The sequence below is a fragment of the Micromonospora globbae genome (assembly GCF_036184225.1).
GTDB classification, from domain to species: domain Bacteria; phylum Actinomycetota; class Actinomycetes; order Mycobacteriales; family Micromonosporaceae; genus Micromonospora; species Micromonospora globbae.
In genome coordinates this window covers 1,856,323-1,880,821 of the sequence record NZ_CP108084.1, presented here as the reverse complement: position 1 = coordinate 1,880,821, position 24,499 = coordinate 1,856,323, and the positions used below count along the sequence as shown (strand labels likewise).

The 24,499-nt window shown below is 75.1% G+C and carries 25 protein-coding genes; 5 read left to right on the top strand and 20 right to left on the bottom strand.

Going from position 1 to position 24,499, the window contains the following annotated elements:
- Positions 1-4: 4 nt before the first annotated feature.
- Genes OG994_RS08345 through OG994_RS08275 form a run of 15 tightly spaced genes read right to left on the bottom strand, consistent with a single transcriptional unit; the run spans position 5 to position 13,288 of the window.
- Entirely contained in the window at positions 5-742 is a 738-nt protein-coding gene (locus OG994_RS08345) for a class II aldolase/adducin family protein (RefSeq protein WP_120330784.1), read from the bottom strand.
- Positions 735-1,424 (bottom strand): 2-hydroxychromene-2-carboxylate isomerase, encoded by a 690-nt coding sequence (locus OG994_RS08340; protein WP_328852735.1) that lies wholly within the window; start codon positions 1,422-1,424, stop codon positions 735-737. The genes OG994_RS08345 and OG994_RS08340 overlap by 8 nt, the downstream gene beginning before the upstream one ends.
- On the bottom strand, positions 1,424-2,347 hold the full coding sequence (locus OG994_RS08335; protein ID WP_328852734.1) for an acyl-CoA thioesterase: 924 nt from the start codon (positions 2,345-2,347) through the stop codon (positions 1,424-1,426). Before OG994_RS08335 ends, OG994_RS08340 begins: the two co-directional genes overlap by 1 nt.
- Positions 2,344-3,153 carry an alpha/beta fold hydrolase gene (locus tag OG994_RS08330; protein WP_328852733.1) on the bottom strand — a complete coding sequence of 270 codons (810 nt, stop codon included), beginning with the start codon at positions 3,151-3,153 and terminating at the stop codon, positions 2,344-2,346. The genes OG994_RS08335 and OG994_RS08330 overlap by 4 nt, the downstream gene beginning before the upstream one ends.
- A complete protein-coding gene (locus OG994_RS08325) occupies positions 3,150-4,229 on the bottom strand; it encodes a beta-ketoacyl synthase N-terminal-like domain-containing protein (RefSeq protein ID WP_328852732.1) in 1,080 nt (359 codons plus the stop codon). Before OG994_RS08325 ends, OG994_RS08330 begins: the two co-directional genes overlap by 4 nt.
- Complete coding sequence (locus OG994_RS08320) at positions 4,226-5,341, bottom strand: beta-ketoacyl synthase N-terminal-like domain-containing protein (protein ID WP_328852731.1); 1,116 nt, start codon at positions 5,339-5,341, stop codon at positions 4,226-4,228. Before OG994_RS08320 ends, OG994_RS08325 begins: the two co-directional genes overlap by 4 nt.
- A complete protein-coding gene (locus tag OG994_RS08315) occupies positions 5,319-6,380 on the bottom strand; it encodes a beta-ketoacyl synthase N-terminal-like domain-containing protein (protein WP_328852730.1) in 1,062 nt (353 codons plus the stop codon). The genes OG994_RS08320 and OG994_RS08315 overlap by 23 nt, the downstream gene beginning before the upstream one ends.
- Complete coding sequence (locus tag OG994_RS08310; protein WP_120330778.1) at positions 6,377-7,582, bottom strand: beta-ketoacyl-[acyl-carrier-protein] synthase family protein; 1,206 nt, start codon at positions 7,580-7,582, stop codon at positions 6,377-6,379. The genes OG994_RS08315 and OG994_RS08310 overlap by 4 nt, the downstream gene beginning before the upstream one ends.
- 1 nt (position 7,583) lies before the next feature.
- Positions 7,584-7,838 carry an acyl carrier protein gene (locus OG994_RS08305; protein ID WP_120330777.1) on the bottom strand — a complete coding sequence of 85 codons (255 nt, stop codon included), beginning with the start codon at positions 7,836-7,838 and terminating at the stop codon, positions 7,584-7,586.
- A 22-nt stretch (positions 7,839-7,860) separates the two neighbouring features.
- Positions 7,861-8,331: a 3-hydroxyacyl-ACP dehydratase FabZ family protein gene (locus OG994_RS08300; RefSeq protein ID WP_120330776.1), complete on the bottom strand. Its 471-nt coding sequence runs from the start codon at positions 8,329-8,331 to the stop codon at positions 7,861-7,863.
- Positions 8,331-8,798, bottom strand: a complete 468-nt coding sequence (locus OG994_RS08295) for a hotdog family protein (protein ID WP_120330775.1) — start codon at positions 8,796-8,798, stop codon at positions 8,331-8,333. The genes OG994_RS08300 and OG994_RS08295 overlap by 1 nt, the downstream gene beginning before the upstream one ends.
- Complete coding sequence (gene fabG, locus OG994_RS08290; RefSeq protein ID WP_120330774.1) at positions 8,795-9,547, bottom strand: 3-oxoacyl-[acyl-carrier-protein] reductase; 753 nt, start codon at positions 9,545-9,547, stop codon at positions 8,795-8,797. Before fabG ends, OG994_RS08295 begins: the two co-directional genes overlap by 4 nt.
- Positions 9,548-9,558: 11 nt before the next feature.
- Entirely contained in the window at positions 9,559-10,830 is a 1,272-nt protein-coding gene (locus tag OG994_RS08285) for a CaiB/BaiF CoA transferase family protein (protein ID WP_328852729.1), read from the bottom strand.
- Positions 10,831-10,836: 6 nt separating this feature from the next.
- Positions 10,837-11,976: a steroid 3-ketoacyl-CoA thiolase gene (locus OG994_RS08280; protein ID WP_328852728.1), complete on the bottom strand. Its 1,140-nt coding sequence runs from the start codon at positions 11,974-11,976 to the stop codon at positions 10,837-10,839.
- 37 nt (positions 11,977-12,013) lie between these two features.
- Positions 12,014-13,288, bottom strand: coding sequence for a cytochrome P450 (locus OG994_RS08275; protein WP_120330772.1), 1,275 nt, complete (start codon positions 13,286-13,288; stop codon positions 12,014-12,016).
- A 78-nt stretch (positions 13,289-13,366) separates the two neighbouring features.
- Between OG994_RS08275 and OG994_RS08270 the strand changes: the two genes are divergently transcribed.
- The 4 genes from OG994_RS08270 to OG994_RS08255 all read left to right on the top strand — a co-directional run bounded on the left by OG994_RS08270 (position 13,367) and on the right by OG994_RS08255 (position 18,957).
- Entirely contained in the window at positions 13,367-14,584 is a 1,218-nt protein-coding gene (locus OG994_RS08270; RefSeq protein ID WP_328852727.1) for a cytochrome P450, read from the top strand.
- Entirely contained in the window at positions 14,581-15,783 is a 1,203-nt protein-coding gene (locus OG994_RS08265; protein ID WP_120330770.1) for a cytochrome P450, read from the top strand. Before OG994_RS08270 ends, OG994_RS08265 begins: the two co-directional genes overlap by 4 nt.
- 31 nt (positions 15,784-15,814) lie before the next feature.
- On the top strand, positions 15,815-18,139 hold the full coding sequence (locus tag OG994_RS08260; RefSeq protein WP_328852726.1) for a xanthine dehydrogenase family protein molybdopterin-binding subunit: 2,325 nt from the start codon (positions 15,815-15,817) through the stop codon (positions 18,137-18,139).
- A 257-nt stretch (positions 18,140-18,396) separates the two neighbouring features.
- On the top strand, positions 18,397-18,957 hold the full coding sequence (locus OG994_RS08255) for a DUF1062 domain-containing protein (protein WP_328852725.1): 561 nt from the start codon (positions 18,397-18,399) through the stop codon (positions 18,955-18,957).
- A 65-nt stretch (positions 18,958-19,022) separates the two neighbouring features.
- Here OG994_RS08255 and OG994_RS08250 read toward each other — a convergent pair whose 3' ends face one another.
- Genes OG994_RS08250 through OG994_RS08240 form a run of 3 tightly spaced genes read right to left on the bottom strand, consistent with a single transcriptional unit; the run spans position 19,023 to position 21,293 of the window.
- Entirely contained in the window at positions 19,023-19,217 is a 195-nt protein-coding gene (locus OG994_RS08250) for a ferredoxin (protein ID WP_120330767.1), read from the bottom strand.
- Positions 19,218-19,220: 3 nt separating this feature from the next.
- Positions 19,221-20,246, bottom strand: coding sequence for a methyltransferase (locus OG994_RS08245; protein ID WP_120330766.1), 1,026 nt, complete (start codon positions 20,244-20,246; stop codon positions 19,221-19,223).
- A gap of 9 nt (positions 20,247-20,255) precedes the next feature.
- Positions 20,256-21,293 (bottom strand): methyltransferase, encoded by a 1,038-nt coding sequence (locus tag OG994_RS08240; protein ID WP_328852724.1) that lies wholly within the window; start codon positions 21,291-21,293, stop codon positions 20,256-20,258.
- Positions 21,294-21,386: 93 nt separating this feature from the next.
- Here OG994_RS08240 and OG994_RS08235 point away from each other — a divergent pair, with 93 nt between their 5' ends.
- Positions 21,387-22,979, top strand: a complete 1,593-nt coding sequence (locus OG994_RS08235) for a (2,3-dihydroxybenzoyl)adenylate synthase (RefSeq protein WP_328852723.1) — start codon at positions 21,387-21,389, stop codon at positions 22,977-22,979.
- A 59-nt stretch (positions 22,980-23,038) separates the two neighbouring features.
- On the opposite strand, the gene OG994_RS08230 is transcribed toward OG994_RS08235, so the two are convergent.
- Both OG994_RS08230 and OG994_RS08225 read right to left on the bottom strand, forming a co-directional pair.
- Positions 23,039-24,178, bottom strand: a complete 1,140-nt coding sequence (locus OG994_RS08230; protein WP_328852722.1) for a class I SAM-dependent methyltransferase — start codon at positions 24,176-24,178, stop codon at positions 23,039-23,041.
- Positions 24,175-24,480 carry an acyl carrier protein gene (locus OG994_RS08225; RefSeq protein WP_120330764.1) on the bottom strand — a complete coding sequence of 102 codons (306 nt, stop codon included), beginning with the start codon at positions 24,478-24,480 and terminating at the stop codon, positions 24,175-24,177. The genes OG994_RS08230 and OG994_RS08225 overlap by 4 nt, the downstream gene beginning before the upstream one ends.
- Positions 24,481-24,499: the final 19 nt, after the last annotated feature.

The following is a 24,499-nucleotide window of genomic DNA, read 5'->3' as shown; positions in this document are numbered from 1 at the left end:
GGGTTCAGGAGGTCAGGTCGGTGCTGACCGCCAGGACGTGCTCGGCGACCGGCCGGAAGTTCAACCGGGCGATCTGCGGGGTGCCGATGTCGGCGCGGGCCGCGCGGGCCGCGGCGTCGGGGATCGGCACCAGCTCACCGGCGGCCTGGGCGAGCAGCTGCACCTGGCAGCAGCGGTCCATGGCGAGGAACCACCAGGCGGCCTCGGCGACGGACCCGCCCACGGTGAGCAGCCCGTGGTTGCGCAGGATCACGGCCTTGCCGGTGCCCAGGGTCGCGGCGATCCGGTCCCCCTCCGCGCCGTCGAGCACCACCCCGCCGTACTCGTCGTACACCGCGTGGTCCTCGAAGAACGCGCACGCGTCCTGCGTGATCGGGGCGAGCGGCCGGCCCAGCGCGGAGAACGCCCTCCCGTGGATGGAGTGGGTGTGCGCGGCGGCCACCACGTCGGGGCGCGCCTTGTGGATGGCCGAGTGGATGGCGTACCCGGCCGGGTTGATCCGGCCGGAACCACTGACCACCTCGCCGGCGTGGTCGACCCGGAGCAGGTCGTCGTCCCGCACGTGGCCGAAGTGCCGGCCGAACGGGTTGATCCAGAAGGTGTCCGGTTCGATCGGGTCGCGGGCGGTGACGTGGCCGCCGGCGCCCTCGTCGAAGCCGGCCAGCGCGAAGGCCCGCAGCGTGAGGACCAGCTGCCGGCGGCGGTACGCCCGCTCCTGGTCCGGGTCGCGTCGCTCAGCCACAGCCGCCTCCCGTGTCGGTGTCGTAGCCGACGCCGGCCGGCACCGGCTCGGGGACCGGGACCGGCGCGCCCGTCCCGGCGTACGCCGCGAGGAAGTCGTCGACCCGGTCGACGCCCCAGAAGCGGTGCGGCCCGAGCCGCAGGTACGGGATGCCGAAGATGTCCTCCTCGTACGCCCGCATCAGGCAGTCCACCCCGGCGGCCCGGACCGCCTCGTCGTCGACCGCGCCGAGTACCACCGCGGGGTCCACCCCGGCCCGTTCGGCGACGCCGGTGAGCACCTCCGGGGTGCAGACGTCCTCGCCCCGCTGCCACCGGGCCGCGATCACCTCCCGGTAGAACGCCTCCCCCGCACCGTGCTCGCGGGCGGCGAGGAAGCCCAGGTGGGGCAGCTCCCACCAGGGGTCCACGTCGATCGGCCAGCGCATCGGCACGTCCAGGCGCCGCGCCAGCCGCTTGGCGTCCTGGAGCAGGTAGAGGTGCTTGGGCTTGCTCATCTGCACGTAGTGGAAGGCTCCGCCGCGGGCCGTCAGCGCCGCCTCGGTGCGGGCGTCCGGATCCCAGTACGGGATGAACTCCAGCACCTCGTGCGGCCGGCCCAGGGCACGGGTGAGCCGCTCCACGGCCAGCCAGCTGTACGGGCTGCGGAAGGAGAAGTACAGCCGGGGCTTGCGGGCGGCCATCAGCGACCTCCGGCCGTGATGGCGGCGGCGGTGTCCGGGTCGAGGGTGGCCAGCCGGCCGGCCTCGGTGCCGCGGCTGACCGCGTACCCGTGCAGGATGGTGGCGGTCGCGACCCGGACCAGGCGCCCGTCGCGGACGACGTGGCAGTCCATCCGCGCGTCGTACGTGACGTCCTTCAGCAGGTCGGTGACGGTGAAGGTGACCCACATGGGCTCCTCCAGCCGGGCGTCGCCCCGCACCTCGATCCGGGCTCGGGAGACCACGGGGATCCAGCCGCGTTCGCGCAGCATCCGCCCCACCGACACGCCCCGGTCGGCGAGGTACCGGTCGACCACCTCCTCCAGCACACGCACGTAGCCGGAGTGCTGCATGCGCTCGGAGTACTGGCAGTAGAAGTAGGGCACCCGCCAGGGCCAGACGAAACCGGCGCCCGCGGCGCGCAGCGTCTCCGCCGGGTCGTCGCCGGCCGGTACGCCCACCTCGCCGACGCCCGGCTCCTCCACGAGACCGGCCAGCTCGGACGGCACCGGCGCCGAGCCGGGCGCCTCCGGCTCACGGACCAGGGCGACGCGTACGCGGGAGCGGCAGGCGGTGACCTCGGCGTTTCCCGGGTCGTCGCCGCGCCGGACGCCGAGCCGGACGGCGAAGCGGCCACCCGCGCCGGGAGTCACGGTGACGGTCACCTCGTCGTCCACGTCGAGCACGGCGGGCAGCAGCAGCGAGCAGTCCCGGACGGACAGTCCCACGCCGTGCTCGTGGTAGAGCCGGCCCGGGCCGTACCCGCGCTCCCGGAACCACTGCAGGACGCCCTGCTCGACCAGGTAGGCGAAGTGCTTGAACCCGATCCAGGTGCGGATGTTCGCCCCCTCGAACCCGGGTCGGGCCGACAGGGTCACGGATGCGTTCTGGACCGCCGTGGTCACGGCGTACCTCCTCGGATCACGGAATCCGGGCAGACCTTCTCGACGAAGCCCGCGACGTGCCGGGCCACCTCGGTCGCCTGGTCGAGATGACAGAAGTGGTGGAACTCGGGCTCGACGACGACGTGCGCGTCGGGCAGCTGGGCCCGCAGGGCCGTCGCCCGGGGGCCGTCGAGGCTCGGGTCCCGGCCGCCGGTGAGCACCATGGTCGGCACGGTGACGGCGTGCAGCGGCAGTCCGGCGGTGGCCGTGAAGTGGTCGAACAGCGTGGTGAAACCGACCGGGCCGATGCGGTCCACCATGATGTCCCGCATGGACGCGAGCGTCTCGGCGTCCAACCCGGCCAGGCGCTCGCCGAGCCGGTTGCGCAGCCCCTCGTCGATGATCTGCACGAAGTTCGCCTGTGCCCGCTCGTGCACCGCCCAGGTGACCGGCAGGTCGGGCGGGCAGTAGAAGGGTGCGATCAGCATGGCGCCGCGGGGTGTGACGTCCGGTTCGGTGGCGATCATCTCCAGCACCGCGTTCGCGCCGAGCGAGTGCCCCACCACGACGTCGGGCGGCTCGGCCATGGCACGGACGGTCGCCGCGAGCCAGGCTCCCGGGGTGCCCCGCCGCCGCCACCCGTGGTCGGTGCCGGCCTTCCACGGCAGTTCGGCGGCGACCGACCGCCAGCCGGTAGGCAGCAGCGCCGCCAGCGGACCCCAACTGCGCCAGGTGTCGGACATGCCGTGCACGAGCAGGACGGTCGGCGCGCCGGCCGCGCGGCCCGCGACCGGGTGCACGGGGGCCGGGGGTGGGGTGCCGGTCATCGTCCCGCCCCCGTCACCGTGAGTTCGCGGAACCCGTCGGCCGGGTCACCGCAGCGGACCCGGACGGCGGGCGTCCCGGCGAGGAGCCGCAGCGCCACCGCCGTGTGCACGACCCCGGCCGCGCCGTAGTGGTCGCCGGGCAGGACGGCGTCGTCGACCAGGCGCGGGGCGGCCGGCGGCACGCCGTCGACCGACCCGGGCACAGCGCCGTCGACCGGCCCGGGCACGGTGCCGTCGACCGACCCCGGCACGTCACCGTCGACCGACCCGGGCACGGTGTCGTCGGCGGACCCCGGGGCGGCCGGGGAGGCACCGTCGGCGCCGACCGCGCGGACCGGCCCGAGCAGACCCAGCGGCTCGCCCGGCCCGTCGACCGGGCCGAGCAGGAGGCAGGCGGCGCCGGCGCGCAGGGGCCGCCCGTCCGCGCGACCGCGCCGGGCCGCGTGCAGGGCCCGGGCCTGCGCGTCGTCCGGCTCGGTGCCCACCACCACGACCCGGTCGGCGCGGCCGGTCCGCAGCAGCAGGCCGGCCAGCCAGATCGCGTCCAGCCCGGCCGTGGCGCCGGAGCAGACGGTGAGGTTGGGCCCGCCGAACCGGAACCAGATGGCGACCGCACCGGCGATGACGTTGCTGGACGCGTTGGGCGCCTCCAACGGTCCGACCTCCCGCGGGCCGCCGTCGCGCAGCCGGCGGGCGATGTCGCCGACGGTGGCGACGTTGCCGAGGTTGGAGCTGACCACCACGGCGGTACGCGGGTCCGCCGGCCCGGTGCGGCGGGGCGCCTTCGCCGGCAGGCCGAGCGCCCGGTGCACGGCGCAGAGCGCCAGCCGGGTGGCGGGCTCCTTCGCCAGCAGGCCCTTGCGGCCCAGCAGGTCGGCGGCCCGCTCGGGCGGGCAGGCGGGCTCCTCGACGGTCGCCGCCCGCGCGCCGGGAAGGTCGGCCGGCAGCGCGTCGACGCCGGGCAGGTGCAGCGCCGCGGCGAGCACGGCCGCCACCGGCTCGCCCGCCGCCGCACGCGGCCCGAGGCCGGCCGTGGCGGCCGGGTGGGGCGTGGCGACGTGGCGGAGGGTGGTCATCGGACGGCCTCCAGCAGGGTGACCGCGTTGAGGCCGCCGAAGCCGAACGCGTCGACCTGCGCGACCCGCGGGTCGGCCCGGACGGCCTCGCCGCGTACCAGCCGCAGCCCGGCCGCCTCGGGCGCCGGCCGGGCCAGCCCGGCGATCGGCGGCACGTGGCCGGTACGCAGGGCCTCGACGGCGACGGCGACGCTGAGCAGCGCCGATCCGCCCGAGGTGTGCCCGACGGCGCCCTTGACGGCCGTGACCAGCGGGCCGGGCGCGCAGCCGGCGAAGACCTCGGCCAGCACGTGCGCCTCGGTCGCGTCGTTGAGCGCCGTGCCGGTGCCGTGGGCCAGCACGAGGTCGATCTGGTCGGGGCGGCGGCCGGCGCGCTCGTGCGCGTCCCGGACGGCCCGCAGGATGCCCTCGGGGTCCGGTGCCGTCTCGTGGCCGGCGTCGCAGGACAGCCCCGTGGCCAGCAACCGCGCCAGGCCCCCGTCGCCCCGCTCCCGCTCCACCACCAGGACGGCCGCGCCGTCGCCGAGCAGCACCCCGGCGCGGTCGGCGTCGAAGGGCCGCACCCGCTCGGTGGGCCGGCTCGCGACCCGGCCGATCATGGCGAGCATCGAGGCGGTGCTGCCGTCGGTGCCGCCGACCAGGACGGCGTCCGCGTCGCCCGTCTCCACGAGGTCCTGGGCGAGCGCGAGGGCGTGCCCGCCGGCGCTGCACGCGTTGGCCAGCGTGACGACCCGCTCCACCCCGGGGGCCGCCGCGGCGACCGCGCCGCCGAAGTGCAGCCGCTCGGCGGGGAAGTCCACGACGCCGGCCAGGGCGGCCCGCTCCACCTCCGCGGACTCCCGCAGACCGGTGCCGACGAGGCTCACGACCCGCTGCCGGCGCGGATCGACGCCGGCTGCCGCCAACGCCTCCCGCACGCAGTCGGCGAGCCACCGGCTCGGCCGGAACGACCCGCCGTCGGCGATCGGGTAGCCGGACCCGACGCCGACCTGCTCCGCCGTCGCCCGATCGAGGGGCGCGACACCGCAGTCGCCCCGCAGCAGGGCCGCCCAGGTGGCCGGACCGTCGCCGAAGCAGGTGCGGACCGCGCTAGCCGTGATGGTCGCCGGCACGCCGCCACCCCCTCACCACGGCCACGGCGACGCCGCCGTCGCGGGACCGTCCCGTGATCAGCGCGGGCCGCCCGTGCGGGGCCGGGTCCTCGGCGTACCGGCCGAGCAGGGCGCCCAGCGCGAGCGCGCCCGTCGCGGCCTGGCAGTCCCCGAGGGCCGGTCGCACCGGCAGCCGCTCGACGGCGGCGGGCACGACGCCCCGCAGCGTGTCCGGGTCCGGGTCGCCGCCGGCGACCGCCCAGACGTCGCCGGCCCGGACGTGCGCGGTGGCGAGCGCGCGGCGGGCACAGCCGGCCAGTCCCTCGGCCGGGTCGTCGGGGTGGAAGCCGGTGGCCACGGCGAGCACCTCCGCGCGCGGCGTCCCTGCCGCGGCGGCGTCCGGGCGGCGCAGCAGGTAGACGGCGGCCGCCTCGCCGGCGGGGCCGTCACCGGTCAGGTCCGCCGCCCACGCCGTGTTCGGTGTGTACTCCTCGACCCCGCCGACCAGCAGCGCGTCGGCGTACCCGCGGCGGATGGCGTTGAGCGCGTAGCGCAGCGCGTACAGGAACCCGAGCGGACCGCCGGCCAGGGTGGCGTTCACACCGCGCAGCCCGTACCGGATGGCCGCCTGGCCGCTCGCGCAGTTCATCACCGTGTTGGGGAACAGCACCGGGTTGACCAGGTACGGCTTCTCCTGCACGAGCGTGTCGCGGGAGAAGTCCATGGTGGACTTCAGGCTGCCGGTGGTGGTGCCCAGCACCACGCCGACGCGGCGGCGGTTGTCGTCGTCCACGGTCAGCTCGCCGTCGGCCAGGGCCCGCCCGCAGGCCACCATCGCCAGCGCGGTGGCCCGGTCCAGGAAGCTGGTGCCCTTGCGGCCGAGCAGCCGCCGTACGTCGAAGTCGGCGATCGCCGGCGCCTCGGCCGCCGGCAGCGGCTCCTCGAAGCGTCCCCGGACGTCGGTGCCCACCAGGCTGCCGGCGCGGACTGCGGCGAGCAGGTCGGTGACCGAGTCCCCGGCGGCGGAGAGCACCCCGCAGCCGGTCACCACGCCGGTCACCGGATCGCTCCGAAGATCGTGATGGCGTTGTTGCCACCGAAGGCGAACCCGTTGTTCTGCGCCACCCGTACGGTGGCCGGGCGGGCCGTGTTCGGCACCGGATCGATCCAGGACAGCTCGGGATCGGGGTTGGCCCAGTTGATGGTCGGTGGCAGGAACCCGTGCCGGATCGCGAGGGTGGTAGCGATCGCGCCGAAGCCGCTCGCCGCCCCCATCGTGTGGCCGAGCATCGACTTGATCGAGCTGACCGGGGGCACGTGGTCGCCGAAGACGGCCCGGATGGCCCGCGCCTCGCACAGGTCGTTGGCCGGGGTCCCCGTGCCGTGCGTGCTGATGTAGTCCACGTCCGCCGGCTTGACCCCGGCGTTCTCCTGGGCCAGCCGCATGCAGGCCGCCACGCTGTCCTCGTTCGGCGCGACCATGTGGTGGGCGTCGCAGTTGACGCCGTAGCCGAGCACCTCGGCGTAGATGCGGGCGCCCCGGGCGCGCGCGTGGTCCAGGGTCTCCAGCACCAACGCCGCCCCGCCCTCCCCGGTGAGGATGCCGGAGCGGTCCCGGTCGAACGGGCGGCACTGCCGTTCGGTCAGCGCGCCGAGGCGGAAGAAGCCCGCGTGCGCCCACCGGCACACCGAGTCCGCGCCGCCGGCCACCATCACGTCCGCCTCTCCGCTGCAGAGCAGGTCGTACGCGTACCCGATGGCGTAGTTGCTGGCCGAGCAGGCGGTGGCGAGCGTGACGGACTCGCCGGCGAGCCCCAGTTCCGCGCTCACCGCGTACGCCAGCCGCTCGGCCGGCGCCTGGCGCAGCGCCTCGGCGGACATGGCCGGGTAGCCGCCGTCGACGAGCTCGGCCACGAGCTGCTCCACCACCGTCGACTCGCCGCTCGTGGTGCCGATGACCGCGCCGGTCCGCCCCGGATCCGCGGCCGGCAGCGGCAGGCCCGCGTCCGTCACGGCCAGCCGGGCGGCCGCCGCGGCGAACAGCGCCGAACGGCCCCAGTCGGCGATCCGCAGCCGGCGCAGCACCGCCTCCGGCCGGAACGCGGGCACCTCGCCCGCGTACCGGTGCGGGAAGCCGGTCGCGTCGAAGCTGCGGATCGGCGCGGCGGCCGACCGCCCGGACCGCAGCCCGGCGGTGAACTCGTCCACGCCGATGCCGATGCCCGAGACCGGGCCGAGCCCCGTGACGACTACCCGGTTCATGTCAGTCCTGCCAGCCGGCGTACCGCGCCACCACCTCGTGCACGGCCTTGAGGCTGCGCATCTCGTTCAGCTCGGCCTGCGGGATCTCCACCTTGTACTTCTTCTCGATCCGGGCCAGGATCTCGATCGCCCGCAACGAGTCCGCCTCGTACTCCTCGACGAAGTCCGCGGTGTCGGCCACCTCCTCGGGCTCCACCTCGAGCACCTCGGCCACGATCTCCCGCAGCTCCGCCATGTGCTGGTCGTGTTCACTCATCGCGGTCCCCTCTTCCCTCTCATCACGAGGCTCGGGCGATGGCGTCGACCGGTCGGACGACCGCCATCATCGAGCCGAACTCCGCCACCTTGTCGTCCCCGATCCAGCTGGATCCCGAGGCGAACGCGGCCCCGTCGACGACCTGGTCCAGCCGGACCCGGTGCCGGATCACGTCGCCCGGGTACGCCGGGCGCAGCAGGACGCACTCGCGGGCCGCGGTGAACATCGGCAGCCCCGCCGTGCCCGGTCGCCGGGACAGCAGCCACAGCACCGCGGCGCCCTGACCGAAGGACTCGATCAGCAGCGAGGCCGGGTAGGCGTACCGGTCGGCGGGCTCGCCCTCGGCGATCCCCCGGTAGCACGGCTCGCAGCCGGTGACCGTCTTGACCGCCTCCAGGCTCACCCCGGGCTCGACGGCCTCGACCCGGTCGAGCAGCAGCATCGGGTACCGGTGCGGCAGCAGGGCCCGCAGCTCGGCGTGCTCCAGCCTCATCACACGCCCCCTTCCGGCGCCGGCCAGCGGAACACCGCCCGCACCGTCGCCGCCCGCACCCCGTCGCCGCGTACGCACTCGGCGGTGACCTCGAAGGACTGGTCGTCGGCGACCGGGCCGAGCGACGCCGTGACGGTGAGCGTGTCGCCGGCGAGCAGCGGGGCGAGGAACCGGGCGGAGCGCAACCGGTGCAGGTCCGGCAGCCGGCCGGCGCAGCAGCCCACGGCGGCGGTCACGGCCTGCCGGAGCGTCTCCAGGGTGAAGACACCCGGGTAGACGGTGAGCTGCGGGAAGTGCCCGCCCAGGTAGACGTCGGCCGGGTCGACCGTCACGCCGGCGCGCAGGGTGATCCCGCCGCGCGGGCCGGCGCCGACCTCGACCCATTCGACGGCCTGCAGCGGCGCCGCCGCGGCGGCGTACGTCTGCGCCGGGTCGGTCCCGGCGCGGAAGGTGGGCGGGGCGGTCACAGCACCATCCCCCCGTCCACCCGGATCACCTGGCCGGTGATGTAGCCGGCCCGGTCGGACAGGAGGAACGCCACCAGTTCGGCCACGTCGGCCGGCTCGCCGAACCGGCCGAGCGGGATCTGCCCCAGCGCCTGGTCGCGCTGCCGGGGTGAGAGCACGCCGGTCATGTCGGTCTCGACGAACCCGGGGGCCACCACGTTGACCCGTACGCCGTACCGGGCGACCTCCTTGGCCAGGGACCGGCTGAGCCCGATGATGCCGGCCTTGCTGGCCGCGTAGTTGGTCTGCCCGGCGTTGCCGGTGACCCCGGCGACGGAGGACAGGTTGACGATGGCGCCGCGGCGGCGTTTGAGGAAGCGGAACGCGACGGTCCGGCAGGTGTGCCAGGTGCCGGTGAGGTTGGTGGCGATGACGTCGTGCCACTCGTCCGGCCCCATGAGCACCATCGGCCGGTCGCGGGTGATGCCGGCGTTGTTGACCAGCGCGGTGAGCGGCCCGAGGTGTTCCTCGGCGGCGGAGACGAAGCCGTCCACCGCGGCGGCGTCGGTGACGTCGCAGGGCGCGAACCAGGTCCGCACCCCGTGCGCCTCGACCTCCGCCCGGGTCTTGTCGGCCGCCTCGCTCGGCGTGGTGTAGCACCCCGCGACGGCGTACCCCTCGGCCGCCAGCCGCAGCGCGACCGCCCGGCCGATCCCGCGGGATACCCCGGTCACCAGCGCGCAGCGCGGCGCGTCGCCTGCCGTGTCCATGCCACCTCCGGTCATCCGATCGCCCGATCCGCGCGCAGTCGGGCCCGGGTGGGCGCGTCGACGCCCAGTTCGTCGAGGATCCGTTCGGTGTCCGCGCCCGGTTCGGGGGCGCCGGTGCGCACCGCCGTCGGCGTCCGGGAGAACTTGACGGCGGGGCCGGTCAGCGGCGCGGTGGTGCCGTTGGCCAGCACCGTCTCCTGCACCATGGCCCGGGCGCGGACCTGCGGGTCGGCCGCGGCCTCGGCGAAGGTGCGCACCCGCTCGGCGGTGATCCCGTTGGCGTCGAGGGTGGCGACCACCTCGGCGCAGGTCCGGTCGGCGCACCAGCCGGCGAGGACGGCGTTGACCGCGGCGCGGTTGTCGCGGCGCTCCTCGTTCGTCGCGTACCCCGGCGCCCGCGCCAGCTCGGGCCGGCCGACCACCTCGGCGAGCCGCCGCCAGGAGCGGTCGAGGGCGACGGCCACGTAGACGTGCCCGTCGGCGCAGCGGAAGCAGCCGGCCGGCACCACGAAGTCCGCCTGGTCGCCCCAGCGGCGCAGGGGCACCCCCGTCGCGCCGAGGGTGAGGTAGCCGTTGCTGGAGAAGAGCAGGGAGTCCAGCATGCTCACGTCGACGTGCTGCCCCTCCCCGGTGCGGTCGCGGTGGCGCAGCGCGGCCAGCGCGCCGATCACCGCGTGCAGGCCGGCGAGGTCGTCGGCGAGGAAGGTGGGCGCCTTCAGCGGGGCCCCGTCGGGCTCGCCGTTGAGCGCCATCCAGCCGGCGGCCGCCTGGGTCGTCGGGTCGTACCCGGGGCGTCCGGCGTCCGGGCCGTACTGGCCGTAGCCGGAGATCGAGACCATCACGACGTTGGGCCGGACGGCACGGCAGGCCCGAAATCCGACGCCCCACGCGTCCAACGTGCCCGGCTTGTAGTTCTCCACCACCACGTCGGCCGTGGCGACGAGCCGGAGGAACACCTCGGCCGCGCCGGGGCGGCGCAGGTCCAGCCCGATGCTGCGCTTGTTGCGGTGCACGCTCTGCCGGAACCAGGACAGCCCGGTGCCGGGAATCTCCGGCGGCATGAGGCCCTCGCGGTTGCCCGGCATCTCCACGCGCAGCACGTCGGCGCCGAGGTCGGCCAGGACGCAGCTCGCCACCGGGCCGGACCAGACCTTCGTGACGTCGAGGACCCGCACGCCGTGCAGGGGCCCGGGCAGGTCGTGGCGCGCCTCGGCGTAGAAGGCCGCGGCGTCCGGCGCGTCGGCGGGCGCCGTGGCCGGCGCGGTACGCAGGTCGGTGTCCATGCCCGCCTACTCCCGCACCAGCAGGGAGGCCGTGCCGAGCGAGCCGCCGCAGCACATGGTGACCAGGGCCGTCTCCGCGTCGCGTCGTTCCAGCTCGTGCAGCGCCGTCACCAGCAGCCGGGTGCCGCTGCTGCCGAGCGGGTGCCCCAGGGAGATCGCGCCGCCGTTGACGTTCACGCGGTCCAGGTCGGCGTCGTGGTGCGCGGCCCAGGAGAGCACGACCGCGGCGAACGCCTCGTTGACCTCGACGAGGTCGACGTCGGCGAGGCTCATCCCGGCCCGCTTGAGCAGCTTGCGGGTGGCCACGGTGGGCCCGTCGAGCAGGTAGTAGGGGTCGGCGCCGGTGACGACCTGGTGGGCCAGCCGGGCCCGGGGCCGCAGTCCGTGGGCGGCGGCGCGTTCCCGGGACATCCACAGCACCGCCGCCGCGCCGTCGGAGATCTGCGAGGTGGTGCCGGCGGTGTGGATGCCGTCGGGGAGCACCGGCCGCAGGGCGGCCAGCCCGTCGAGGGTGGTCTCCCGGATGCCCTCGTCGGCGCTCACCACGGTGCCGTCGGGCAGCGGCACGGGGCTGATCTCGCGGTCGAACCGGCCCTCGTCGCGGGCCCGGGCCGCCCGCTGCTGCGAGCGCAGCCCGTAGGCGTCGACGTCGGCGCGGGTCAGCCCCTGCCGCGCCGCGATCCGCTCGGCGCCGCCGAACTGCGCCTTGGGCGGGTCGTCGTACGGGTAGTCGGGGGTCTTGTAGTGGCCGGGCCCCTGGTAGAGGTTGGTGCCGACGGGCACCCGGCTCATCGACTCGACCCCGCAGGCGATGCCCACGTCGATGGCGCCGGCGGCGATGAGCGCGGCGACGAGGTGGTTGGCCTGCTGGGCGGAGCCGCACGAGGTGTCCACCGTGGTCGCCGCGACCTCGTAGTCCAGTCCGCTGTTGAGCCAGGCGTTGCGGGTGACGTTCAGGCTCTGCTCGCCCACCTGGGTGACGCAGCCGCCGATGATCTGGTCCACCTCGCCGGGTTCGATGCCGGCCCGGCGGATCACCTCGACCTGGACGTGCCGCAGCAGCTCCACGGCCTTGAGGCCGGACAGCGCCCCGTTCCGCCGGCCGATCGGGGTGCGGACCGCCTCGACGATCACCGCCTCCGGCACGTTCTCCCCCTCCTGGTCCGCGCGTGGTTCGTGGTGCTCAGGCCGGCACGAGCCGCAGGCGCAGCTCCTCCAGGCCCCGGAAGGTGCTGCTGTGCCGCCACTCCAGGTCGATCTCGTCGATGTCCGGGTCGGCCAGCTCGACGACGGAGAACCGGTCGACCAGCCGGCGGAAGGCGATCTGCCCCTCCGCCCGGGCGAGCTGCGCGCCCAGGCAGTGGTGCGGCCCCCAGGCGAACGACAGCGGCGTCTCGGGCGGTTCGGGCCCGGCGAACCGGGCGATGTCGAGCACGTCCGGGTCGGCGTAGCGGGCCGGGTCACGGTTGGCGGCACCGATCAGCGTGATGACGTGCTCGCCGGCGGCGAGCGGGGTGCCGTCGAGGAAGGTCGTGTCCTCGAACGCGGCACGGCCCAGCACGTGCACCGGGGAGTCGTAGCGCAGCAGCTCCTCGATGGCGGAGCGGGTCAGCTCGGGCTGCTCACGCAGCCGCTGCATCTGGTCGGGGTTGCGGCACAGTGCGTACGTGCCGAGCCCGATCAGGTCGGTCATGGTCTGGAAGCCGGCGCCGAAGAGCAGCACGATGACCTGGATGAGCTCGTCGACCGAGAGCTTGTCGCCGTCCACCTCGACCTGGCCGAGCGCCGTGGCGAGGTCGTCGCGGGGCTCCTCCCGGCGCTTGCGGACCAGGTCGGCGAAGTACTCCTCCATCTCGCCGAGCGCCTGGTCGGAGGCCTTCAGCACCTCCTCGGGCGCGAAGATCTCCAGACCGCCGGACGCGGCGCGGGTCAGCCGGCGCAGCAGCGGCCAGTCCTCCGGCGGCACGCCGACGAGCTCGCCGATCACCATGACCGGCAGCGGGAAGCCGAACGCGCCGACGAGGTCGATCTCGCCGCCGCGGGGCCCGACCTGGCGGGTCACCTCGTCGAGCAGGCTGTCGACGAACGCGGTCAGCCGGGGCCGGAGGGTCTCGACGCGCCGGGGGGTGAAGACGCGGCTCACCAGGCCGCGCAGCCGGGTGTGCTCGGGGCCGTCGAGGAAGAGCAGGGTGCGGGCGCCCTCGCGGCCGCGGAAGTCACCCATGCGGGGGCGCTGGGCCGACTTGTCCAGGGAGGGGCTGCGCAGGGCGGCGCGGCACTCGTCGTACGTGGTGAGCACCCATCCCACGCCCTGGCCGGGTTGCTCCATCCGGTACTTCGGTGCGGCGGCCCGCAGCGCGTGGTAGTGCGGGTAGGGGCTGCTGACGGTGGCGGGGGCCTTCATCAGCAGCTCCATGGCGATGATCCGGGGGTCAGCGCTCACCACGGTCTCGGTCATGGCTCGAAAGCCTAGTAGTGTTTCGCGTATCTCGGAAGTACTTGTTTCTCGTATCTTCGGTTGCTCATACTGGCGGGCATGACCTCGGCCCGTACCGGCATGCCGCCGAGATTCGACGCCCGCGACCCCGCCGTGGTCGCCGACCCCTACCCCACCTACCGCGCGCTGCGCGAGGCCGGCCCACTGTGCCGGATGGGGCCCGGCAGCTGGGGCGTCACCCGCTACGCCGACGTCTCCCGCCTGGTCCGCGATCCCCGCCTGGGCAGCGAGTTCCCGCCGGACTACCACCGCATGTCGGCCGGCGACGGCCCCGCGGGCGCGTTCTTCGGCCGGATCATCCTCTACCGCGACCCGCCCGAGCACGGCCGGCTGCGCCGGCTCATGGCCAAGGCGTTCAGCCCGGCCCTGGTACGCCGGCTCCGCCCGACGATCGAGTCGATGGTCACCGAGCTGCTCGCCCCGGCGGCGCGTACCGGACGGTTCGACGCGGTCTCGGATCTCGCCTTTCCGCTGCCGGTGATGGTGGTGTGCGCGCTCATGGGCATCCCACCGGCCGACCACGACCGCATCCGCCCGTACGCGCTGGACCTCAGCAAGGCGTTCGCGGCGATCGTGCCCGACGAGGACCGGCCGGCCGCCGACCGGGCCGTCGAGTGGCTGCGCGGCTACCTCGGCGAGATCCTCGACCGGCGCCGCGCCGAGCCCGGCGACGACCTGCTCTCGCGGATGCTCGCGGCCACCGACGACGACGGCGCCGTGCTCGGCCCCGACGAGATCGTGGACAACGCCGTCTTCGCCTTCTTCGCCGGCTTCGAGACCACGACGAACCTGATCGCCACCGGCATCGCGGCACTGCTCGACCACCCCGACCAGCTGGCCCTGCTGCGCACCGACCCGACGCTCGTGCCGCGTGCCGTCGAGGAGTTCCTCCGCTACGACGCCCCCATCCAGGGCGTCGCCCGGCTGGTCCGCGAGGACCTCGACATCGGCGACCGGACGATCCGCGCCGGCCGGGTGCTCATCCTGCTGCTGGGCAGCGCCAACCACGACCCGGAGCAGTTCGCCGAGCCGGACCGGCTCGACGTCACCCGGGACCCGAACCCGCACCTGTCCTTCGGCGGCGGCATCCACCACTGCCTCGGCGCGTACCTGGCGCGGGTGGAGGCGCAGGTGACCGTCGAGACGCTGCTGCGCCGCTTCCCCACCCTCGCTCCCGGCGGGCCCGCGCGCCGGCAGACCGGCGGGACGCTGCGGTCGTACGCCAGCGTCCCGGTGGCCGTGGAGGTGACCGGATGACCGCCGGACGTGTGCTGCCGGCCCGGATGGACCCCCTCTCCCCCGAGGTGGTCGACGACCCGTACCCGACCTACGCGCGGGTGCGGGCGGCCGGGCCGCTGTGCCGGTTCGGCCCGGCGAGCTGGGGGGTGACCCGGCACCGGGACGTGGCCGCGCTGCTGCGCGACCGCCGGCTCAGCAACACCTTCCCCGAGGACGACCCGCAGTTCCGGATGGCGCGGGACCTCTCCCAGGAGGTGTTCCGGCGGATCATCCCGACCCGCGACCCCGACGACCACAGCCGGCTGCACCAGCAGATGGTGCGGGCGTTCAGCCCCGGCGTGGCCCGGCGTACGGCCGCCCGGATCGGCGCGCTCGTGGACGAGCTGCTCACGCCCGCGCTGGACACCGGGCGCCTCGACGCCGTCGCCGACCTGGCCTTCCCCGTCGCCGCGACGGTGGTGTGCGAGCTCATCGGCCTGCCGGCGGCGCGGACCCGGGCCGAGGTGTGGCCCCGCTCGGCGGCGCTGGGCCGGGCCTTCACCCCGTTCCTGCCCGAGACCGACCGGGCCGCGGTGGACGCGCTGGTCTGGCTGCGCGGCTACGTCCGCGACCTGCTGGACGGCCACCGCCCCGACCCGGACGGCGACCTGCTCGACCGGATGCTCGCGGTGGCCGACCCGGCCGAGGGCGTCGAGGAGGTCGTCGACAACATCGTCTTCCTCTGCTTCACCGGCTACGAGACCACCATGAACATGGTCTGCACGGGCAGCGTCGCCCTGGCGCGGAACCCCGACGAGTGGCGCCGGCTGCGCGCGGACCCGTCGCTGTCGGGCACCGCGGCCGAGGAGTTCGTCCGGTACGACGCCCCGATCCAGTACACGGCACGGCTGGCGCTGGAGCCGATCCCCGTCGGCGACCGGGTGATCCGGCCCGGCCGGTCGGTCTTCCTCCTGCTCGGCTGCGCCAACCGCGACGAGGACGTCTTTGCCGACCCGGACCGCATCGACATCGGCCGCCGCCCGAACCCGCACGTGGGCTTCGGCGGCGGCGTACGCGGGTGCCTCGGCGCCGCGCTGGCCCGGGTCGAGGGTGCGGTGATCTTCGAACGGCTCGCCCGCCGGTTCGCCACCGTCGACCTCGCCGCCGCGCCTGTCCGCGAGCCCAGCGCCCTCTTCCGGTCGTACGCGTCGATCCCCCTGGCCGTGACCCCGGCCTGACCCGGCCCCACGGCGGAACGAGGAGTCGCAGATGACACTGATCGGCCGGCCGGTCCGGCGCACCGAGGACCGGGCACTGCTCACCACCGGAGGCCGGTACGTCGACGACGTCCCCCTGCCCGGGTGCCTGGAGCTGGTGTTCGTCCGCTCCCCGCTCGCCCACGGCCGGCTGCGCCGCGTGGACACCGACGCCGCCCGGCGGGCGCCGGGCGTGGTCGCCGTGCTCACCGCGGCGGACGTGGACCTGCCGCCGCTGCCGCCCGAGGCGGGCGTGCTCAACCAGAAGATGACCACGCCGGTGCTCGCCGACGGCGTGGTGCGGTTCGTCGGCGAACCGGTCGCCGCGGTGCTGGCGACCAGCCGGGCCGAGGCGGTGGACGCCGCCGCCCTCGTCGACCTGGACATCGAACCGCTGCCGCCCCTGGTCGACGTCCACCGGGCGCTCACCGACGAGCTGGTGCTGCACCCCGAGGCCGGCACCAACCTGGTGCTCAAGCTCGCCTTCCGCCGCCCCGCCGGGCGGGCCGACGTGCACGAGGGCGCCGAGGTGGTGGTCCGGCAGCGGATGGTCAACCCCCGGGTCGCGCCGTGCCCGCTGGAGGCCCGCGCCGGGCAGGCCGAGTGGGGGCCGGACGGGTTGTGCTACCGGGCCGGCAGCCAGGCGGTGCACCTGTGGCGTGGTCAGCTCGCCGCCGCCCTCGGTGAGCCGGAGGAGCGCGTGCGGGTGGTCAACGGCGACGTGGGCGGGGCGTTCGGGTCCAAGGCGTTCGCCAGCCGGGAGGACGTCTGCGTGGCCTGGGCGGCACGCCGGCTGGGGCGCCCGGTGCGGTGGGCCGAGACGCGCAGCGAGAACATGGTCGCCGCCGGGCACGGCCGGGCCCAGCACCAGAGCGCCGAGCTGGGCGGCACCCGGGACGGGCGGATCGTGTCGTACGCGCTGGACGTGGTGCAGGACGCGGGCGCGTACCCCCGCATCGGCGCGATCCTGCCGTTCTGGACCAGGACCATGCTCACCGGCCCGTACGCCATCGGCCGCGCCCGGTTCAGCTCGTCGAGCGTGACCACGACGACCACTCCCGTGGTGTCGTACCGGGGGGCCGGCCAACCGGAGGCGGTGGCCGCGCTGGAGCGGATGGTCGACCTGTTCGCCGCGGAGATCGGCATGGACCCGGCCGAGGTCCGTCGGCGCAACCTGCTGCCGCCGGAGAGCTTCCCCGTCACCACGGTCACCCGCGCCCGCTACGACACGGGCGACTACCCGGCGGCGCTGGAGCGGGCGCTCGCCGAGGCCGACTATCCGGCGCTGCGCGCCGAGCAGGCGGCCCGGCGCGAACGCGGCGACGTGCACCAGCTGGGCATCGGACTGTCCACCTTCGTGGAGATCACCGGCGCGGACACCCGCAGCGAGTACGCGTCCGTCCGGATCGGCGCCGACGGCCGGGCCACCGTCCACTCCGGTACCTGCCCGCACGGGCAGGGACACGTCACCGCCTGGGCGATGATCGCGGCCGACGTGCTCGGGCTGCCGCTGGACCACGTGGACGTGCGGCACTCCGACACCGGCACGGTCCCGGCGGGCGGCGGCACGGGCGGGTCCCGGTCGTTGCAGACCGGCGGGATGGCCGTCCGCGAGGCGGCCCTGGCCCTGGTCGACCGGGGCCGGGAGGCCGCGGCCGCCCGGTTCGGCGTGCCCATCGAGGAGGTGGCGTTCGCCGAGGGACGCTTCCGCGCCGCGGGCGGCCGCGACGCCGGCTGGGCCGAGCTGGCGGTCGACGCCGGCGGCCGGCACACCACCGGGAGCCCCGGCGACACCGCCGACGGCGTGGCGGACCAGGGGCTGTTCGCGGAGGCCACCTTCCAGCCGTCCGCCGCGACCTGCCCGTACGGCGCGCACGTCGCCGTGGTCGAGGTCGACACCGAGACCGGCCAGGTGACGCTGCTGCGGGTGGTGGCGGTCGACGACGCGGGAGTGCTGCTCAACCCGATGCTGGCCGAGGGGCAGGTGCACGGCGGCCTGGCGCAGGGCGCCGGCCAGGCGCTCGTCGAGGAGGTCCGGTTCGCCGCCGACGGCACGCCGCTGCACGGCGACCTGCACCGGTACGCGATGGTGGGCGCCGCCGAGCTGCCGTCCTTCGAGACGGTGGCGCTGGAGACGCCCACACCGGTGAACCCGCTCGGCGCCAAGGGGCTCGGCGAGTCCGGAGCCGTGGGGTTGCCGCCCGCCGTGCAGAACGCGGTCGTCGACGCCGTCCGGCACCTGGGCGTGCGGCACGTCGACATGCCGCTGACCGCCGAGCGGGTCTGGTCGGCCATCCGCGCCGCCACGACGTCGCAGGCCCGGGATTCCGGCCGGTAAACCGTTTGAGCCCTCCCACCGCGGTCCCGTAGCTTGCCTGCGACCCAGATCCGCAGCGTGCCTGCGGCCCGTCGCAGTGAGGACAGAGGACGACACCGCGTGACCCCGCCTGCTCTCTAGACCTGACACCTTTCCGCGCTCACCGGTAGCCGACGCTCCCGTCGGCTCCGCCGGGCTGCCCTCGTGCGCCCGGTCCGCGTTCGAGGTCGCGCAATCGGCCTCGTGTCGGGTCTTCGAGAGATCAGGTCTGGAGAGTCATGTCTTCACCACCCCATACCGTGCTGCCCTGGGTCGTCCGCCGGACCAGGCTGCCTCTGCTGTCGTTGCGGTGCGTGGACTGCCGGTCGGAGTCGGCCACCACCGGCGAGGGCAGGTTCCGCGTCAACGCCAACGGCAAGCTGCTGGACGTGTGGCTGCTGGTCCGCTGCGTGTCCTGCGACCGGACGAGCAAGCTCACCGTGCACGAGCGGACGCCGGTCCGGTCCTTCGATCCGGCCGAACTCCACGGCTACGGCGTCAACGACCCGGACCTGGTGACGTCCACGCTGTTGGACCCGCTGCTCGCCCGGCGCCACCACTTCACGCTGGACTGGACCGGGGCCTGGCGGCTGGACGCCCCGTCGGCCGGTCTCGACGCGGCGTGGCCGGTCCAGGTGGCGGTCGTCTTCGCGGATCCGGTGCCGCTGCGCCCGGATCGGCTCATCGCGCAGGGACTCGGACTCAGCAGGAACGAGGCGCTGCGCCGGGTCAAGTGCGACATCCCCCTGCGCCGACCGACGAGCACCGGATTCACCTTCACGGTGCTGGCCGGGGACTAGCGGGGCAGGTGGCCGGGCGGGACGTCCGCCCGGCCACCTGCCGACACGTTCGGGGCCGGCGTCCCCTAGTCGTCGACGACGGAGAGGGCCTGCTTGGGGCAGCGGCGCGCGGCCTCCCGGACCCGGGCGGCCAGGGAACCCTCCAGCGGCTGCTCGGTGACGTGCAGCCGGTCGTCGTCACCGACGTCGAACACCTCGGGCGCCTGACCCACGCACACCGCGTTGCTCTCGCACCGGGAGAAGTCCACGACCAGTCGCATCGCTCACGCCTCCGACTTCGTCACGATCTCGAGGATGGGGAACATCATGGTGGGCACGCTGCGGGCCAACCGCAGGCCCGCGACGTCCAGGAGCCGCTCGATGTGCTCCCGGGAACGGGCGCCGCCGCCCACCATGGCCAGCAGGAGCAGGTCGTAGAGGCGACCGACGTCGAACCGGTCGCCGGGCTCGACCACCGGCTCCAGGACCAGCAGCCGGCTGTCCGGACGCATGGCCGCCCGCACGGCCGTCAGCAGGCGTACGGCGTCGTCGTCGTTCCAGCCGTACAGGATGCGCTTGAGCATGTAGGCGTCCGCGCCGGGCGGGACCGTCTCGAAGAAGCTGCCGCCGGTCACCGTGCACCGCTCGGCCACCCCGAGTTTCTGCAGCACCGGCTCGGCCTCGGCCACGACGTGCGGCAGGTCGAACAGGGTGCCCCGCAACCCCGGGAACCGGGCCATGATCCCGCCGAGGAACGCGCCGTTGCCGCCGCCGACGTCGACCATCGTGCTCAGCTCGCCCCACGGGTACGCCGGCAGCGCCGCCCGCAGCTCCAGCCGGGTGGCCGCCTGCTGGGAGGCGTCGAAGCGGGCGCTGTCGTGCGGGTGGGCGGCCATGTAGGACCAGTAGCCCTCCGGGTGGACCTGGTCGAAGGCGGCCTGGCCGGTGCGGATGCTGTGGTCGAAGTGGGCCCACGCCTCGATGTCGGGTTCGAGCAGCGGGTACGCGTCACGCAGCGACAATGGGTGGTCGGTGCGCAGCGGCTCGGCCAGCGGCGTGAGCCCGAACACCTCGGGTTCGACCTCGGTGAAGATGCCCTTGCCGGCCAGCGCCCGCAGCGCGCGCAGCAGGGACGGTGCGTGCGCGCCGGTGGCCTCGGCCAGCTCGGTCACCGGCCGCGGACCGTCCACGAGCTGGTCGGCGACCCCCAGCTCGGCGACGGCGCGCACGGTGAACGGCACGATGTAGTCGGCCAGTTCGGTCAGTCGGAACACGGACTCGATGTCGATCCGGGGTCGGGTCGGGGCCATCGATACCTCCTATCGGGACGTCAGCTCCGGCCCGGCGGGACCGGCCGCGATCACGGTGAGCGTGGGGGTGGGGACCACCCGGTCCAGGCGCAGACCCGCGTCGGCCAGCAGGTCGACCAGCTCGTCGCGGGTCCGGTGCCGGCCGCCGGTGAGCACCAGGGTGTGCACGTCGACGAGCTTGGCGACGTCGAAGACGTCGCCGGCCGGGATGATCGCCTCCAGCAGCAGGAGCCGGCTGTGCGGGCGCATCGCCTCGGCGATCCGGCGCAGGATGGCCGTGGCCTCGGCGTCGTCCCACCCCGGCAGGATCGTCTTGAGCACGTACAGGTCGGCGCCGGCCGGCACCGGGTCGAAGAAGCTGCCGGGCACGATCCGGCAGCGGTCGGCCACGCCGGCCCGGTCGAGCAGTTCCGGCGCGGCGGCCACCACGTGGGGCAGGTCGAGCAGGGTGCCGCGCAGCGCCGGGAAGCGGGGCAGCAGGCCGGCCAGGAAGGCGCCGTCGCCGCCGCCCACGTCGACCACCTCCCGGGCCTGTCCCCAGGGCCAGGCCGGCAGCACGGTACGCAGGTGCAGCCGGGTCAGGCTCGACATCCACCGGTCCACGGCCACGCTGTCGGCCGGGTGCGCGGCGAGGTACGACCAGTAGTCGGTGCCGTGCGTGCGGGGGAAGGCGGCCTCGCCGGTGCGCAGGCTGCGCCCGAGCCCGGCCCAGGCGCGCACGTCGGCGGCCAGCAGCGGGTACGCGTCGCGCAGCGACAGCGGGTGGTCGGTACGCAGCGGTTCGGCCAGCGGGGTGAGCCCGAACACCTCGGGTTCGACTTCGGTGAAGATGCCCTTGCCGGCCAGCGCCCGCAGTGCCCGCAGCAGGGACGGTGCGTGCGCGCCGGTGGCCTCGGCCAGCTCGGTCACCGGCCGCGGCCCGTCCACGAGCTGGTCGGCGACCCCCAGCTCGGCGACCACCCGCACGGTGAACGGCACGGTGTAGTCGGCCAGTTCGGTGAGCCGGATGAGGGCACCGAGGTCGGTGCGGGGCCGCGCCGCCAGCATCAACCGCCTCCACTATCGCGTGTCTTGTATCTCGCGTATCTGCACACTAGCTTGTGTTGCGGGTCGCTGTCACCGTCGCCGCGGGAGGCGTTCATGCTGGACGGATGTGTGAGCTGGCCGCCGGAGCTGGCCGAGCGGTACCGGGCCGAGGGCTACTGGCGCGGCGAGGTGCTCTCCGACCTGGGTCGGGAGTGGGCGCGCACGGACCCGGGGCGCACCGCCCTGGTGACCGCCGACCAGCGGGTCACCTACGGCGACCTCGACCGCCGCGCCGACCGGCTGGCCGCCGGGTTCCAGGCCCGCGGCATCGGCCGGCACGACCGCGTGGTGGTCCAACTGCCCAACGGTGTCGAGTTCGTCGTGGTGTGCCTGGCGCTGTTCCGCCTGGGCGCCCTGCCGGTGCTGGCGCTGCCGGCCCACCGCCGCGCCGAGATCGGCCACCTGTGCGCACACACCGAGGCCGTCGCGTACGTGACCGTCGACCAGGTGCAGGGGTTCGACCTGCGCAAGCTCGCCGCCGACGTCCGCGCCGAGACGCCGTCGCTGCGGGAGGTGTTCGTCGTCGGCGACCCCGGCGAGTTCACCGCCCTGTCGACCGTGGACGCCGAACCGGTCGCGCTGCCCGCGCCGGACCCGTCCGACGTGGCGTTCTTCCTGCTCTCCGGCGGGTCGACGGGCCTGCCGAAGCTGATCCCGCGCACCCACGACGACTACGCGTACCAGTTGCGGGCGACCGCCGCCGCCATGGGCTTCGACGCGGGCGGGACGTACCTCGCCGCGCTGCCGGTCGCCCACAACGCGGCGCTCGGCTGCCCGGGCGTGCTCGGCGCGCTGCGCGTCGGCGCCACCGCCGTGCTGGCCGGCAGCCCCAGCCCCGACGAGGCGTTCCGGCTGATCGCCCGGGAGAAGGTCACGCTGACCACCCTCATGCCGGCGTTCCTGCCGCTGTGGGCCGACCTCGCGCCGGTGCTCGGCGCCGACCTGTCCGGCCTGGTCGTCGAGGTGGGCGGCGCGAACCTCAGCCCGGAGGTGGCCGCCCGGGCGACCCGCGAGCTGGGGATCCGGCTCGCGCACTTCTTCGGCATGGCCGAGGGCCCGCTGTGCTGCACGCGCCCGGACGACCCGCCGGAACTCGCCGCGCACACCCAGGGCCGTCCGCTGTCGCCCGCCGACGAGTTCCGGGTGGTCGACGACGACGGCCGGGAGGTCCCCGCCGGCGAGGTGGGCGAGCTGACCGTGCAGGGCCCCACCACCCTGCGCGGCTACTACCGGGTGCCCGAGTACAACGCCCGTACCTTCACCCCGGACGGCTTCCTGCGCACCGGCGACCTGGTCCGCTGGACCCCGACCGGCGAGCTGGTCGTGGTGGGCCGGATCAAGGAGGTCGTCAACCGGGGTGGCGAGAAGGTGCCCGCCGGCGAGGTGGAGGAGCACCTGCTCGCCCACCCCGCGGTCCGCGAGGTCGCGGTGCTCGCCGTGCCCGACCGGGTGCTCGGGGAGAAGACCTGCGCCGTCGTGGTGCCGCGCGGGGACGCCCCGACGCTCGGGCAGCTGCGCGACTTCCTCACCACCCGCGGGCTGGCCGGCTACAAGCTGCCCGACCGGTTGGAGCTGCGCACGTCGCTGCCGTACACCGGGGTGGGCAAGGTGGACAAGCGGGCGCTCGGCGCCGAACTGGCGGGCTGACGCGTAGCGGAAGGGGCCGCCGGCACCCGCCGGCGGCCCCTTCCTCGTGTGCCGGCGTCCTAGCCGGTCAGGTGGTAGAGCCGGTGGAAACGGTCGTCCACCGGCACGATCTGCACGTCCGCGAAGCCGGCCTCCGTGGCGAACGCGCGGACCATGGCCGGGCGCAGGGCCGTTCCGGTGCCGGCCGAGTCCGGCCCGGCCAGGCAGGCCGGCAGGCAGTGCAGCACGCTGGTGGCGTACTGGAACCGCTCGATCTCGTCGCCGGGAGCGACGAACCGGTGCGCGACCTTGGCGTCGAGCACCAGCACCGCGCCCCCGTCGGCGCGCAGCCGGCGGCAGGCGCGCAGCACCGGCACCGGCTGGCTCATCTCGTGCAACGCGTCGAACACGCAGACCAGGTCGTACCGGCCGGCCAGCTCCGGGTCGGCGGCGTCGCGCCGGTGGAAGCGGACCCGGTCGGCCACGCCGGCCGCCTCGGCGTTCGCGGTCGCCGCCGCGAGCGTCGCCGCGTCCAGGTCGTAGCCGTCGACCCGCGCGAGCGGGTACGCCCGGGCCAGCGCGATCGCCGCCCAGCCGGCGCCGCAGCCGACGTCGGCGATCCGGCTCGGCCCGCCCGCGAGCCGGCCGTGGATCTCCGGCAGCGCGGTGGCCAGCCAGCCGGGCAGGGCGTGGGTGAACAGCGCCCGGTTGGCGCCGGAGTGCCCCTCGCGCCAGTCGTCGCCGTACGCCTCGTCCGGCACGCCGGCGCCGGTCCGGTACGCCTCGAGCAGCGCCGGCAACGCCCCGGCCACCCCGCCCAGCGGCAGCATCGTGAGCGACACCAGCGAGAGCGGGCTGTCCGAGGCCAGCAGCACCTCGGCGTGCCCCGGCGGCAGCCGGTAGACCCGGCGGTCGGGCGGGGCCGCCACGTCGTCCACCTCGATGAAGCCCGCCACGGCCTGCTGTTCGAGCCACTCGCGCGCGTACCGGGCGTCGATCCCGGCGCGCGCGCAGAGGTCGGCCACGGTGGCCGGGCCCCGGTGCAGCGCCTCGTACAGTCCCAGCCGGACGCCCAGGTAGCCGGAGAGCAGTTCCTGGGTGTGGAGCATAGCGAGGAACAGCCGCAGGGACAGGGCCCTGGCCCGCTGCTGCTCGCCGTCCCCGCCGGCGGGCCCGTGCCGCGCCGCCGCGCCCGGGGCCAGCCCGGTACGCGCGGTCAACTGGCCAGCTCGCCGCGGTCCCGCAGGATGCCCGTCACGTGGTCGACGACCGCGTCGATGGTGACGATCTTGCGGGCGGTGGTCTCGTCGATCGGCGGCAGCTCGAACTCGTCCTCCAGGGTGAACGCGAGTTCCAGCAGGGCGAGGGAGTGGAACCCCAGGTCCTCGACCAGCCGCGAGTCACCCGCTCCCTCGATCTGCTCCGGGTTCGGCGCCAGTTCGGTGACGATCGCCGTGACCGACTCGCGCACCTCCTCCTCGGTACGCGTCCCGGCCGCCGCCGATGTGGTCGCCTCGGTCATTCCCGCCTCCTGTCCGGAC